This is a genomic window from Flavobacterium sp. IC2-16 (genome assembly GCF_055521455.1).
Map to the genome: position 1 here is coordinate 1,706,093 of NZ_CM145480.1, position 13,430 is coordinate 1,719,522.

The 13,430-nt window shown below is 34.2% G+C and carries 12 protein-coding genes and 2 tRNA genes; 7 read left to right on the plus strand and 7 right to left on the minus strand.

The features are described 5' to 3' along the window. Positions 1 to 33 precede the first annotated feature (33 nt). From ACZ1JT_RS07690 to clpX, 4 genes are all read left to right on the plus strand, one after another. Positions 34 to 375: a phage holin family protein gene (locus ACZ1JT_RS07690; RefSeq protein ID WP_465093258.1), complete on the plus strand. Its 342-nt coding sequence runs from the start codon at positions 34 to 36 to the stop codon at positions 373 to 375. Between the two features lie 115 nt (positions 376 to 490). Continuing rightward, the gene (tig, locus tag ACZ1JT_RS07695; protein WP_465093259.1) at positions 491 to 1,816 is read left to right on the plus strand and encodes a trigger factor; all 1,326 of its coding nucleotides are present in this window, start codon (positions 491 to 493) and stop codon (positions 1,814 to 1,816) included. Between the two features lie 81 nt (positions 1,817 to 1,897). Then, positions 1,898 to 2,560 carry an ATP-dependent Clp endopeptidase proteolytic subunit ClpP gene (gene clpP / locus ACZ1JT_RS07700; protein ID WP_465093260.1) on the plus strand — a complete coding sequence of 221 codons (663 nt, stop codon included), beginning with the start codon at positions 1,898 to 1,900 and terminating at the stop codon, positions 2,558 to 2,560. Positions 2,561 to 2,594: 34 nt separating this feature from the next. Further along, positions 2,595 to 3,827 (plus strand): ATP-dependent Clp protease ATP-binding subunit ClpX, encoded by a 1,233-nt coding sequence (clpX, locus tag ACZ1JT_RS07705; protein WP_465093261.1) that lies wholly within the window; start codon positions 2,595 to 2,597, stop codon positions 3,825 to 3,827. A gap of 35 nt (positions 3,828 to 3,862) precedes the next feature. Here clpX and ACZ1JT_RS07710 read toward each other — a convergent pair whose 3' ends face one another. The 6 genes from ACZ1JT_RS07710 to mutS all read right to left on the minus strand — a co-directional run bounded on the left by ACZ1JT_RS07710 (position 3,863) and on the right by mutS (position 9,109). Next, complete coding sequence (locus ACZ1JT_RS07710; protein ID WP_465093262.1) at positions 3,863 to 4,201, minus strand: YegP family protein; 339 nt, start codon at positions 4,199 to 4,201, stop codon at positions 3,863 to 3,865. A gap of 59 nt (positions 4,202 to 4,260) precedes the next feature. Continuing rightward, complete coding sequence (locus ACZ1JT_RS07715; RefSeq protein WP_465093263.1) at positions 4,261 to 4,389, minus strand: hypothetical protein; 129 nt, start codon at positions 4,387 to 4,389, stop codon at positions 4,261 to 4,263. 7 nt (positions 4,390 to 4,396) lie between these two features. Beyond that, on the minus strand, positions 4,397 to 5,962 hold the full coding sequence (locus ACZ1JT_RS07720; RefSeq protein WP_465093264.1) for an OmpA family protein: 1,566 nt from the start codon (positions 5,960 to 5,962) through the stop codon (positions 4,397 to 4,399). Positions 5,963 to 6,187: 225 nt separating this feature from the next. Beyond that, positions 6,188 to 6,272 (minus strand) — tRNA-Leu (locus ACZ1JT_RS07725). A gap of 16 nt (positions 6,273 to 6,288) precedes the next feature. Further along, positions 6,289 to 6,361: transfer RNA gene (locus ACZ1JT_RS07730), tRNA-Gly, on the minus strand. A gap of 141 nt (positions 6,362 to 6,502) precedes the next feature. Continuing rightward, entirely contained in the window at positions 6,503 to 9,109 is a 2,607-nt protein-coding gene (gene mutS, locus ACZ1JT_RS07735) for a DNA mismatch repair protein MutS (protein WP_465093265.1), read from the minus strand. A 123-nt stretch (positions 9,110 to 9,232) separates the two neighbouring features. Between mutS and ACZ1JT_RS07740 the strand changes: the two genes are divergently transcribed. Next, positions 9,233 to 9,754: a DUF1573 domain-containing protein gene (locus ACZ1JT_RS07740; protein ID WP_465093266.1), complete on the plus strand. Its 522-nt coding sequence runs from the start codon at positions 9,233 to 9,235 to the stop codon at positions 9,752 to 9,754. Between the two features lie 67 nt (positions 9,755 to 9,821). After that, positions 9,822 to 10,355 carry an RNA methyltransferase gene (locus ACZ1JT_RS07745; protein ID WP_465093267.1) on the plus strand — a complete coding sequence of 178 codons (534 nt, stop codon included), beginning with the start codon at positions 9,822 to 9,824 and terminating at the stop codon, positions 10,353 to 10,355. 10 nt (positions 10,356 to 10,365) lie between these two features. Here ACZ1JT_RS07745 and folK read toward each other — a convergent pair whose 3' ends face one another. After that, a complete protein-coding gene (gene folK / locus ACZ1JT_RS07750; protein ID WP_465093268.1) occupies positions 10,366 to 11,493 on the minus strand; it encodes a 2-amino-4-hydroxy-6-hydroxymethyldihydropteridine diphosphokinase in 1,128 nt (375 codons plus the stop codon). 124 nt (positions 11,494 to 11,617) lie between these two features. Here folK and sppA point away from each other — a divergent pair, with 124 nt between their 5' ends. After that, a complete protein-coding gene (sppA, locus tag ACZ1JT_RS07755) occupies positions 11,618 to 13,384 on the plus strand; it encodes a signal peptide peptidase SppA (protein ID WP_465093269.1) in 1,767 nt (588 codons plus the stop codon). Positions 13,385 to 13,430 lie beyond the last annotated feature (46 nt).

Below are 13,430 nucleotides of genomic sequence, written 5' to 3' on the forward strand. Positions count from 1 at the left end.
GCTTTTTTTATTTTTATACTTTAATTTATTCTTATGAAAAATCTATTAATTCGTTTGTTGATTACCACAGTATTAATTGTGGTTTTAGCACATTTTCTTCCCGGCATACATGTCGATAGTATTAAAGCAGCATTAATTGTAGCTGTGGTGTTGGGTTTGTTGAATACTTTTTTAAAGCCTATTTTGGTTTTCTTTACATTACCAATTACACTTTTAACGCTAGGATTATTTCTTTTAGTTATTAATGCAGGTATGGTTTTGCTTGCCGATTATTTGATAGACGAGTTTCGAGTAGACTCTTTTATTCACGCTTTTATTTTTAGTGTAATCCTGTCTTTAAGTCAGTGGTTTTTAAATCTTTTTGTAAAGGATTAATTGCGTTTTTAAATAATTTTAATTTCATTGAAAGACAATGAGTTAAAAACTTGGTTGGGTTGTAAAAATTCTATAATTTTGCAACCCAATTTTAGTATGTAAAAAATATAGAATAATGAATATTACAAGAAACAACGTAGACGCGTTAAATGCAGTAGTAACGGTTGAGGTTACAAAACAAGATTATGCAGACCAGGTGGAAAAAGTGTTAGCAGATTACCGTAAAAATGCAAGCATCCCAGGATTTCGTAAAGGAGCGGTGCCTATGAGCTTGATTAAAAAACAATATGGTAAGGCTGTTCTTTTAGATGAAGTGAACAAGTTGTTGCAAAATTCATTAAACAATTATTTGGTTGAAGAAAAACTAGATATTTTAGGAAATCCACTTCCTAAAGTTACTGAAGATTTCAACTGGGATGCAGATGATTACAAATTTGAATTTGAATTAGGACTTGCTCCAGATTTTAAAGTAGATTTAGCTGCAAAAAATAAAATTACAAAATACACTATCGTTGCCGACGACAAAATGTTAGACGAGCAAGTAGAGCGTATTCAAAAACAATACGGGAAATTAATTTCTAAAGATAAAGTTGAAGAAGGTGACGATTTACGTGGAACTTTTTCAAACGAAGAAAAAGGAATTAACAATCCTACAAACATCAATTTAGATATTTTCAAAAGAAAAACGGATGTTAAAAAATTCATCGGAAAAAAAGTTGGTGATGTAGTTACTGTTGGAACTAAAGGTCTTTTTGATGATGACCATAAATTAATGGATTATCTAAAAGTGGATCATGATGATGTTCATGGTTTAGATGTTGAAGTTAATTTTACAATTGAAGAAATCAATACTTCTGAAAAAGCTGAATTGAACCAAGAATTATTCGATAAGTTGTTTGGTGCTGGAAACGTAACTTCTGTTGAAGCTTTAAAAGGAAAAATTAAAGAAGATGCAGAGCAACAATTTGCTGTTCAAGCAGATCAAAAATTCTTAAATGATGTTACTGAATTTTTAATCGAAAACACAAAATTTGACTTACCAGCTGGTTTCTTAAAAAAATGGATTCAAACGGTAGGTGAAAATCCATTAACGGAAGAGCAAGCTGAAGAAGAATATGCAAAATCTGAAGGTGGATTGCGTTATCAGTTAATTGAAGGAAAAATCATTACTGACAACAATCTGCAAATTACTTTTGACGATTTGAAAGCATTTACGTCAACATTAATCAAAAAACAAATGGCACAATTCGGACAAATGAATCCAACTGATGCTGATGTTGAAAATATTGTTGCTCGCGTGTTGTCAAACCAAGATGAAGTAAAACGTCTTTCGGAGCAAATCATGAGTGAAAAAATGGTAAACTTATTTAAAGACAAGGTTTCTGCTAAGTCGAAAGAAGTTTCATACCAAGACTTTATTAAAGAAATGTACGGCGAATAAATTTTCGCAAAAAAATAGTTATATTTGAGCGTCAGACTTTGAGTTTGACGCTTTTTTTAACTAAAATAAATTGTATTCAAGATGAATTTCGGAAAAGAATTTAAAAAATATGCTACAAAACACCATGGGGTGAATAGCTTATATTACGATAAAATTGTAGGAAGTATGACGCCTTATATTATTGAGGAACGTCAACTTAATGTGGCTTCTATGGACGTTTTTTCACGTTTAATGATGGATCGCATTATCTTCTTAGGGACAGGCGTTGATGATTATGTGGCAAACATTATTCAGGCGCAATTGTTGTTTTTAGAAAGTGTTGATGCTTCTAAAGATATTAGTATTTACATCAACTCGCCAGGTGGTAGTGTTTATGCAGGCTTAGGAATTTATGACACCATGCAGTTTGTAAAACCGGATGTAGCTACAATTTGTACTGGAATGGCAGCTTCTATGGGGGCAGTTTTATTATGTGCTGGTGCCGATGGTAAGCGTTCTGCTTTACCGCATTCAAGAGTGATGATTCACCAACCATCAGGAGGTGCTCAAGGGGTGGCTACCGATATGGAAATTAATTTGAAAGAAATGTTGAAATTAAAAGATGAATTGTATCAAATTATTTCAACACATTCAAAACAACCTTTCGATAAAGTGTACAAAGATAGTGAGCGTGATTATTGGATGATTGCCGAAGAAGCAAAAGAATACGGCATGATTGATGAAGTTTTGACGAGAAATAAATAAATTTCAGTAACTTGCTGAAATAGAAAAGGATAATATGGCTAAGGAAGTATTAGAGTGTTCGTTTTGTGGAAGGAAAAAGCCGGAAACTAATTTATTAATTGCTGGGATTAATGCCCATATTTGCGATAAATGTATTGAACAGGCTCATGGTATTGTGTTAGAAGAGCTTAAGCAAAGCGGGAGCGCTGGATTGCTGGCAGATTTGGTTTTAAGTAAGCCAAAGGAAATCCGCGCTTTTCTAGATCAATATGTCATCGGGCAAGAGCAAACCAAAAAGGTGCTCTCGGTTGCGGTATACAATCATTACAAGCGATTGATGCAAAAGCAGTTGGAAGATGAGGTTGAGATCGAAAAGAGCAACATTATTATGGTGGGTCAAACCGGAACAGGTAAAACATTGGTAGCTAAAACAATTGCTAAAATGTTAAATGTTCCATTGGCAATAGTTGATGCTACCGTATTAACAGAAGCTGGATATGTGGGTGAAGATGTTGAAAGCATACTTACGCGTTTGCTTCAAGCTGCCGATTATGATGTGGCTAAAGCTGAGCGAGGTATTGTTTTTATCGACGAGATTGATAAAATTGCTCGTAAGAGTGATAATCCTTCAATAACTAGAGATGTGTCCGGAGAAGGGGTGCAACAGGCGTTATTGAAGCTTTTGGAAGGAACTGTTGTAAATGTGCCGCCTAAAGGAGGTAGAAAACACCCAGATCAAAAGTTTGTAGAAGTTAATACACAAAATATTCTTTTTATAGCGGGTGGTGCTTTTGATGGTATCGAACGTGTTATTTCGAAACGATTAAACCGTCAAGCGGTTGGATATGGTTCGTCTAAAAGTTCAGATTCTATAGATAAGGAAAACTTATTACAATACATTATTCCAAAAGACATTAAAGATTTTGGTTTGATTCCTGAAATTATTGGACGTTTACCCGTGCTTACTCACATGGATCCTTTGGACAGAGCTACGCTTAGAGCTATCTTAACTGAGCCAAAAAATGCACTTATCAAACAGTATACTAAATTGTTTGCCATGGATGATGTTGCGTTTAGCATTGATGATGAAGCTTTGGATTTTATTGTTGAGAAGGCTTTAGAATATAAATTAGGCGCTAGAGGATTGCGTTCGTTGTGTGAAGCAATTCTAACAGATGCGATGTACGATTTACCAGGTTCAGATGAAAAAGAACTTATTATTGATCGCGATTATGCAGAGCATTCTTTAAGTAAAAATTTATTGCAGCGTTTACAAGCTGCATCGTAATAAAAAAGTCCCGATAATTCGGGACTTTTTTATTTTTAAAAAAATATCTCTTCAGAGAAATCTAATATCTCAGAGATAATAAAACCATTTTTAATTTCGTCAATCCCTTTGCTTAATAAAAGCTCTGTGGTAAATTTTCTGCTAATACCATGTATATGACCGTTTAAAATTAGCTTGAAGAAGAATTTGCCCGATGGTGCTTTGAATTTTACAAAGGATAGTAATTCGCATTTTTTCTTCAATAACGCAATATCTTCAGTGCAGTCTTCTTTGCTTTTGTAACTCTGACTGGTCAGTAAAGTTTTTCCTTTTCTGGAATTGAACTCAAATTTAAATAAACCATTCTCTTTCTTGCTAATTACAAAGGTGCCCATTTTGATTGTTTATTGGGGTAAAACTAACAAAAAAGTCCCGATATTTCGGGACTTTTTTGTTAAGCAACAGATTTTGTTGTTTTTGTTTTTTGAATGTCAGATTTTACATATCGTGCTTTACAGCTCCATCCGCTTGAGCAAGAAGTAAATAATAATCCGATACATCCAATTGCGATTATCTTTTTCATCATGAATTTATTTGATAAGGAATTCAATTCTTCTGTTTTTGCTGTCTTGTTCTTCAGAACAGTTGTCTCCACAGTTGAATTTCAATTGTGTTTCACCATATCCTTTGTGCTCTAAACGATCTTTAGCAATACCTTTTTTAACTAAGTAGTCAACAGCAGCTTTGGCGCGTTTTTCAGATAAAGTCATGTTGTATTTATCAGAACCTTTTGCATCAGTGTGTGCATTAATTGCAATTTTCATTTCTGGATTTGCATTCAATACTTCAATAATCTTGTTTAAAGATAATTCAGATTCTTTCTTAACTGTAGCTTTGTTGAAATCGAAATAAATGTTCTCAATTACAATAGCGTTCTCAATGATTTCTGCTTTGGTTTGGTTCATGGCAATTACATCGCTGTAATTGTTGTTGGTATTACTCCAAGCTTTGAAAATTTTCTCGTTTACATCGTAACCGTCTTTTTTCGTAACAATTGTATATTGTGTAAGTGGCTCAACTGCAAAAGCAATTTTTCCATTATCATCTGAAGTTGTTTCTTTAACAATTTCTCCAAATTCGTTTTTAACGATTACTTGCGCATTTGGTAATGCTGTCTTTGTTTTAAGTTCTACAACAGTAGCGTTTAATTTTTGTTCTAAACGTGTTACTTCAAATTTGTATACGTTGTAGTCTTCGTTATTGCTGTTTTTGTTTGATGAAATATAACCTTTAGTGGGTGCGCTTAAAATGAAAGCTACTTCGTCGTTAGCGGTGTTTAAAGTGTTTCCGATATTACAACGGTTTGCTATTCCGGTTTCAGTAATCGATGTTCTAAAAACATCATATCCGCCGTAATTTTCATGACCTTCAGAGGAAAAATATAGATATCTTCCGTTTGCGTAAGGATATTTCTCGTTTGCAGCACTATTTACAGTCGGGCCTAAATTTACCGGATTGGTTATTGTGCCATCAGCCAATACATCAGCCACATAAATGTCAAATCCGCCAAATCCACCTTTCATATCAGAGGCAAAAAACATTTTTGTACCATCTACACTCATGTATGGTGTTTCGATAGAGTAATCACCGTTAATGTCAAGTTTTTGAACATCTTTCCAGTACCCTTTGATTTCTAAATCTAAAGTTGCTTTATACAATTCAAATTGATTTGTGTTTTCAGCTTTAGCACGAGTTAGATACATTGTTTTTTGGTCTGGTGAAAAAGCAACACCACCTTCGTTTGTTTCAGCATCTAAAATTCTTGAAAAAACAATTGGGTATGATAAATTTCCGTATTTGTCAATGTTAACACAAAACAAGTTGTTGTTTGCTGTGTTGTTTTCGTTAACTGTTACTTTGGCAAAACCTCTTTTTTTGTTAGATAATACTAAGTATTTGTCCATAAAAAAGGTTGAACCGATTTCGGAAAGTTCAGTATTGATTCCTGAATCGTTAGTGATGAAGTTAAGACCAGTGGTCTCAATTTTTGCAGTGGTTAAGGCTGCGTTGCTTTTTTGAACGTTTTGTCCTCCTTGTGCGATAAGCATTGCAGGTGTTAAAACAGTTACTAAAAATAACAAAACTCTAGTTCTCATTTTGTTGATATATTATTTGTTTTGGAAGTATTTTTTATATAATCCTTAAAATCGAGTGCAAAGGTACACCTTATATTATATAATCATTAAGAAATCGATAAAATACACAAATAAACGATTAAGTGTAATTTAACAAAACAAAATAAATTGTTTACAAATATAACAAACGAGGTAAGAAAAGTATTAAAATGAAAAAAGCCTTAAACAATTTGTTTAAGGCTTTTGTACTCAAGGCGGGACTTGAACCCGCACGGACATAATGTCCACTGGATTTTAAGTCCAGCGTGTCTACCAATTCCACCACTCGAGCATTATATTTGGAATTGAGCGAAAAACGGGGTTCGAACCCGCGACCTCAACCTTGGCAAGGTTGCGCTCTACCAACTGAGCTATTTTCGCATTATCAATTTGTCAAAAGAACTGCACTACTTTCGTATTGCGAGTGCAAATGTAATATATAAATTTAATTTTGCAAGACTTTATGCTGAAAAAAATAATTAAAAAAAGTTATTTCATTGAAATATAACGATTTAAAATTAATTATTTTTTACCTAACATGCGTTTTATTTCATTCAATTTCATCAAAGCCTCAACTGGAGTAAGGGTGTTGATGTCTAAATTTACTATTTCTTCTTTGATTTCTTCCAAAAGTGGATCATCTAAATTGAAAAAACTTAATTGCAATTCATCTTTTTCAGACTTAACTCCGGAAAGCGCCTCACTGGAATGGTCTTTTTCTAGTTTTTTTAAGATTTTTTGTGCTTTGCTGATTACAGTTTGAGGCATTCCGGCCATTTTAGCGACATGAATACCAAAACTGTGAGCACTTCCTCCTTTTACTAATTTTCGAATGAAAAGCACGTTGTCTTTTAATTCTTTTACCGAAACATTGAAATTTTGAATACGCTCAAATGTAGTTTCCATTTCATTGAGTTCATGGTAATGTGTAGCAAAAAGGGTTTTGGGTTTGTTGGGATGTTCGTGTAGGTATTCTGCAATAGACCAGGCAATAGAGATGCCATCGTATGTAGAGGTTCCACGACCAATTTCGTCTAATAAAACTAAACTTCTGTTCGAAATGTTGTTCAAGATAGAGGCGGTTTCATTCATTTCTACCATGAAGGTCGATTCGCCCATGGAAATGTTATCACTGGCACCAACGCGCGTAAAAATTTTATCCACTATTCCCATGCGTACATTTTCAGCAGGGACAAAACTTCCCATTTGTGATAACAAGACAATTAATGCAGTTTGGCGTAAAATAGCCGATTTACCCGACATGTTAGGTCCGGTTATCATTATGATTTGTTGTGTTTCATTATCTAAAAAAACATCATTGGAGATATAAGGTACTCCAACAGGTAACTGTTTTTCGATAACAGGGTGACGACCATTTTTGATGTCTAATTCAAAACTTTCATCTATTTCTGGTCGTACGTAATTGTTTTCGATAGCTAATTGGGTGAAAGAGCACAAACAGTCAAGTTGCGCAATTAGATTTGCGTTTAATTGTACCGGTTTGATATATGTGGCAGTCCATTGCACCAATTGTTCGAATAATTCGGTTTCTAATTTGTGAATTTTCTCTTCAGCGCCTAGAATTTTGGTTTCATATTCTTTTAGTTCTTCAGTGATATAGCGTTCGGCACTTACTAAAGTTTGTTTTCGAATCCATTCGGATGGTACTTTGTCTTTGTGGGTGTTTCGAACTTCAATATAGTAGCCAAATACGTTATTAAATGAAACTTTTAATGATGGAATACCTGTTTTTTCACTTTCACGAATTTCCAATGCTTCTAAGTATTCCTTGCCTGAAAAAGCTATATTTCGGAGTTCGTCTAATTCTGGGTGTATTCCTTTTGCTATTGCATTTCCTTTGTTAATGGCAACTGGCGCATCAGGATTTAAAGTGGTTTTTATCTTTTCTCGTAATAAATCACACGCGTGTAAATTGTCTCCAATGGTTTTTAGTGCATCGTTAGTGCTTTCTAAGGCGGCAATTTTCATCGGAATTATTGCATCTAACGAATTACATAGATAAACCATTTCTCTTGGACTAACTTTTCCGGTTGCAATTTTTGAAATCAAACGTTCCAAGTCGGAAATTTGTTTGATTTGATACTGCATTTGCTGTAATACTTCTTGATTGGCTTTAAAATAGTCAACTACTTCATGGCGACCTTGAATTTTTGCAGCGTCTTTTAAAGGTAATGCGAGCCATCTTTTTAACAATCGCCCTCCCATTGGCGAAAGCGTACGGTCTATTACATCTAATAGTGTAACGGCATTTGGATTGTAACTGTGGTAAAGTTCTAAATTTCGAATGGTAAATTTGTCCATCCATACATACGCATCTTCTGCAATGCGATGAATGTTTGTGATGTGCTGAATTTTGTTGTGCTGTGTTTCGGAAAGATAATACAAGATAGCGCCCGAAGCGATAATGCCTTCCTGTAATTCTTCAATGCCAAATCCCTTTAGTGAGTTTGTTTGGAAATGGTTGGTTAGACTTTCAAAAGCATAATCTTCTTTATAAATCCAATCTTCTAAATAAAAAGTGTGGAATTCTTCCCCAAAGCTTTCTTTAAATTGGTTTTTAAAATGCTTTTGAACTAAAACTTCACTCGGATTGAAATTTTGAAGCAATTTATCTAAGTACTCTGCGTTTCCTTGAGCCGTAAGAAATTCTCCAGTTGAAACATCTAAAAATGAAATGCCTATATTTTTTTTACCAAAATGAATAGATGCTAAAAAGTTGTTTGATTTAGAATGTAAAACTTCGTCGTTCAATGCAACGCCAGGAGTTACTAATTCGGTTACACCTCTTTTCACAATCGTTTTCGTCATTTTTGGGTCTTCCAATTGATCGCAAATGGCTACTCGAAGCCCAGCTTTAACCAGCTTAGGCAAATAAGTGTTTAAAGAATGATGTGGGAAACCAGCCAATGCCGTTTCAGAATCAGAACCAGCACCTCTTTTGGTTAAAGTAATGCCTAAAATGCCTGAAGCTCTTACGGCGTCTTCTCCGAAAGTTTCATAAAAATCACCTACTCGAAATAATAAACACGCATCGGGATATTTGCTTTTTATCTCGTTGTATTGTTTCATTAAAGGGGTCTCTTTGGGTGTTTTTTCTTTAGCAGACATTCTAATTACGGTTTATTTGCAAATATACATGAAGTTTATAATGTTAAAAGTCAATTTGGTATGCTATTTGATTAGTTTTTTTTGATAGATTTGTTTTTCAAAAAAACACTAAAACACCTTATTATGAAAAAAATAGTACTATTGGCTGCATTCTTTGTTTTTGGAATCGCGGCAAATGCTCAAGAAGCAACAACTGAATCGAAAGCGAAATCAGAATTAAGAAAAAGCAGAAAAGCTAAAAAGGCTAAAAAAGCTGCAAAAGAAGTTAAGGCTGCAATGCCAACTGTTGAAGGACCAGGAATGGTTTTTGAAAACGAAGTGATTGATTATGGCGTTATCGATCAAGATGCTAACGGACAAAGAGAATTTGTCTTGGTTAACAACGGAAATCAACCGTTAATTATTAAAAACGCTCAAGGATCATGTGGTTGTACAGTGCCTGAAGCTCCAAAAGAGCCAATTGCACCTGGAGCAAAAGCGGTTATTAAAGTAAAATACGATACACACCGTGTTGGAGGTTTCTCTAAAAATGTAACTTTAACAACTAATGTTTCTGATACACCAAAAGTACTTACTATCAAAGGTGAGGTAAAAGCTCCGGCTGTTAAAGAAGATGTAAATAAAATACAAGAAGTAAAAAGCTAATTTTTGCTGAAATTCTATAGAAAGCCTTCAAAATGATTATTTTTGAGGGCTTTTTTAATGCACAGATATGAGAAAACTAGCCAATAGCGAACTGGAACGTAAAAATGTTGAAGAATTTAAACAGGCCGATAAAACGCCTATAATTATAGTGTTAGACGATATTAGGAGTTTGCACAACATAGGTTCTGTTTTTCGTACCTCTGATGCTTTTTTAGTTGAAAAAATTTATTTGTGTGGAATTACTGCAGTGCCACCAAACAAAGAAATTCATAAAACAGCATTAGGTGCTACTGAAACCGTTTCGTGGGAATATGCTAAAGATGTTCTAGAAGTTATTCAAAAACTTAAGCAGGATACGGTTGCGGTGTATGCCATTGAACAGGTTGAAAATTCAGTTATGTTGAATGATTTTTCGTTAGAAAAAGATAAAAAGTATGCTTTGGTTTTTGGAAACGAAGTGAAAGGCGTATCACAAAATGCTATTCATGAATGTGATGGTGTGATCGAAATCCCGCAATTGGGAACCAAGCATTCATTGAATATTTCAGTTAGTGCTGGAATTGTGGTTTGGGATTTGTTCCAAAAACTAACAAAGCTGTAACTTCGATAGCTTATTTTGAATGTAGTGCTTCAAGGATTTTTATATAATCTTCTTGATTGTTAACAAAATCCATTTCAGAAACATCAACAATTACCACATTTAAATCGGTTTGTGTTTTGATGTAATCCAAATAACCTTTATTGATTTTCTCTAAATATTCGGCTGGGATTTCCTGTTCGTACGATCGGCCTCTTTTGCGAATATTAGTGAGTAATCGTTCGGTGTTTTGATACAAATACACGTAAATGTCTGGTTTAGGCATTTCTTTGTGGATAATATCGAACATGGTTTTATACAATCGATATTCGTCTTCTGCAAGTGTGACTTTTGCAAAAATTAACGATTTGAATATGTGGTAATCCGCAACAATAAAATCTTTAAACAAGTCAAATTGCGCTAGATCATCTGATAATTGTTGATAACGATCGGCCAAAAACGACATTTCTAATGGAAATGCATACCGATTTTGATCTTTATAAAATTTTGGCAAAAAAGGATTGTCGGCAAAGCGTTCTAAAACTAGTTTAGCATTAAAATCCTCGGCAATCTTACTAGATAGCGTTGTTTTTCCAGCGCCAATATTACCTTCTATAGCGATGTAGTTATACGGGCGTAAATTGATGCTTTCAATTGGTGATGGTAAATCGGACACTATTTTGCAATCACTATCGTCTGGTGAGGTAGTAATTAATTCGGGTAGTGTTTTGTTGAATTTTGGATGTTTCCAATCTGTTTTCAAATCCGCCATCGGAAGTAAAACAAATAAACGATTTTGCATTTGTGGGTGCGGAATGCAAAGCGATTCGGTCTCAATTATTTCTTCATTAAATGAAATAATATCAAGGTCAATAATTCGCGCTTGATAGCCTTCGGCATTATTTCGTATTCTTCCCAGTTTTTGCTCGGCTTCAAGCATTTTGTGTAATATCTTTTCTGCAGAAAATGACGAATGTACCAAGACAGCACAGTTGTAAAAAGCATCACTTTCAAAACCCCATGATGGTGTTTCGTATAGCTTTGATGTTTTTATTACGGTGCCAATAGTTTTGTGAATCAATGCAATAGCCGCTTGAATATTCTCCAAACGATTTCCTTGATTACTTCCTATTGATACTACAATCTTATTCTGGCTGAGCATAAGGCAAAATAACTAAAACTAATTTAGAAATGCTTGCTTTTTTAGTCACTGTTAATAACTTATTTGATTTTTAAGCTGTAACAATTTTAACATTTTAGCTACTTATTGCTTAAAATAAATTACAATGAGATTTTTAGGAAATGTATTGGCAACAGTTGTCGGATTGTTTGTTTTTTGTATGCTGTTCTTTTTTGGAATGCTTTTTATCGGAGCTCTTTTTGGGGGTGATGGGGATAAAGTGCGAATTGAGAATAATTCGGTTTTAGAATTGGATCTAAAAGACGTAACTCATGACTATGGAGGGCAATTTAAATTTACCGATTTCGAATATTTCGATTCAAAACATAACGGAGTTTCAGATGTGTTAAATGCTTTGGAAGCCGCGAAAACCGATGATAATATCAAAGGAATTTCAATTTTAAATGACGAATCGGTTATTGGTTTGGCACAAAGCAAGGCAATCCGAAGAAAATTAGAGGAGTTCAAAAAAACCGGAAAATTTGTTGTGGCTTATGCTAATGCGTTTTCGCAAAAGGAATATTATTTAAATTCTGTGGCCGACACCATTTATTTAAATCCTGTTGGAGAACTTGATTTTAAAGGATTATCTGCTGAAATTTTATTTTTTAAAGATTTTCAAGAAAAAGCGGGAGTGAAAATGGAAGTGATTCGTCATGGAAAATACAAAAGTGCTGTTGAACCTTTTTTAGAAAACGAAATGAGCCCAGCGAATCGCGAACAGATGTCGGTGTTGCTTAATTCGATTTGGAATACTGTTGTAAATGATATTTCAGTAAGCAGAAAAATTCCAGTAGATAGTTTGAATTCTATTGCAAATTCATTAGGTGCTCGTACTCCAGAATTAGCGTTTCAAAAACATTTAATCGATAAGATTGGTTACGAAGATGAATACCATAACGGGATTCGTAAAGCGTTGAAAGTTGATAAAAATGAAGAATACAATAAAGTGAGTATTCTGGATTATGCTAAAAATGTGGCAACTTCAAGTGTTGATTTTGGTAAAAAAGATAAAATCGCTATCATTTATGCACAGGGTGAAATTAAATCGGGTGAAGGTGATGTAGACTATATAGGTGAAGGTTCAATGCGACGTTCCTTAGAAGATGCTCGAAACGATGAAAGTGTAAAAGCAATCGTGCTTAGAGTTGATTCTCCGGGTGGAAGTGCCTTAACGTCAGAATTGATTTGGAGAGAAATCGAATTGACTAAAAAAGTAAAACCTGTTGTAGTATCTATGGGTAATTTAGCGGCTTCAGGAGGGTATTATATTTCATGTAATGCCAACACCATTTTTGCTGAACAAAATACAATCACAGGTTCTATAGGTGTGTTTGGCATGTTGCCAAATATTACACCGCTGGCAACAAAATGGGGAATTAATGCTGAACAAGTTAAAACTCATGCCAATGCATCTGGGTATAGTGTTTTTGAGCCGATAGATGATAATTTTAAAGGTTATGTTACCGAAAGTATCGAACATATTTATAACACTTTCTTGAAACGAGTTGCTGATGGCAGAAAAATGACCACTGCACAAGTAGACGCTATTGCGCAAGGTAGAGTTTGGACAGGAGCCGATGCAATTAAAATAGGGTTAGTTGATAAAATTGGTGGGATGGATGCAGCAATTCAGCACGCGGCAACATTAGCAAAAATTAAAGATTATAAATTTAAAAATTACCCAGAATACGAAAAAACCTTCGAAGATTTGTTTAGTAGCTTTACGGGAATTTCAATGTTTCAATCCAGAGAAACTTTGTTGAAAGAACAATTAGGCGAAGAAAATTATCAAATTTTAGATCAAATCAGAAAAGTAAATCAACGCAAAGGAAATCAGGTAGTTATGCCTTTTGAGTTGAATATCCAATAGTCTATCCATATTATTTTTTTGTCAAACCAACTTATTTATGTTTTCA

Coding starts and splice junctions, on each gene's coding strand:
- tig (WP_465093259.1), top strand. CDS start 491: ATGAATATTACAAGAAACAACGTAGACGCGTTAAATGCAGTAGTAACG.
- folK (WP_465093268.1), bottom strand. CDS start 11,493: ATGCTCAGCCAGAATAAGATTGTAGTATCAATAGGAAGTAATCAAGGA.
- clpX (WP_465093261.1), top strand. CDS start 2,595: ATGGCTAAGGAAGTATTAGAGTGTTCGTTTTGTGGAAGGAAAAAGCCG.
- clpP (WP_465093260.1), top strand. CDS start 1,898: ATGAATTTCGGAAAAGAATTTAAAAAATATGCTACAAAACACCATGGG.
- ACZ1JT_RS07720 (WP_465093264.1), bottom strand. CDS start 5,962: ATGAGAACTAGAGTTTTGTTATTTTTAGTAACTGTTTTAACACCTGCA.
- ACZ1JT_RS07690 (WP_465093258.1), top strand. CDS start 34: ATGAAAAATCTATTAATTCGTTTGTTGATTACCACAGTATTAATTGTG.
- ACZ1JT_RS07710 (WP_465093262.1), bottom strand. CDS start 4,201: ATGGGCACCTTTGTAATTAGCAAGAAAGAGAATGGTTTATTTAAATTT.
- ACZ1JT_RS07715 (WP_465093263.1), bottom strand. CDS start 4,389: ATGAAAAAGATAATCGCAATTGGATGTATCGGATTATTATTTACTTCT.
- sppA (WP_465093269.1), top strand. CDS start 11,618: ATGAGATTTTTAGGAAATGTATTGGCAACAGTTGTCGGATTGTTTGTT.
- ACZ1JT_RS07740 (WP_465093266.1), top strand. CDS start 9,233: ATGAAAAAAATAGTACTATTGGCTGCATTCTTTGTTTTTGGAATCGCG.
- mutS (WP_465093265.1), bottom strand. CDS start 9,109: ATGTCTGCTAAAGAAAAAACACCCAAAGAGACCCCTTTAATGAAACAA.
- ACZ1JT_RS07745 (WP_465093267.1), top strand. CDS start 9,822: ATGAGAAAACTAGCCAATAGCGAACTGGAACGTAAAAATGTTGAAGAA.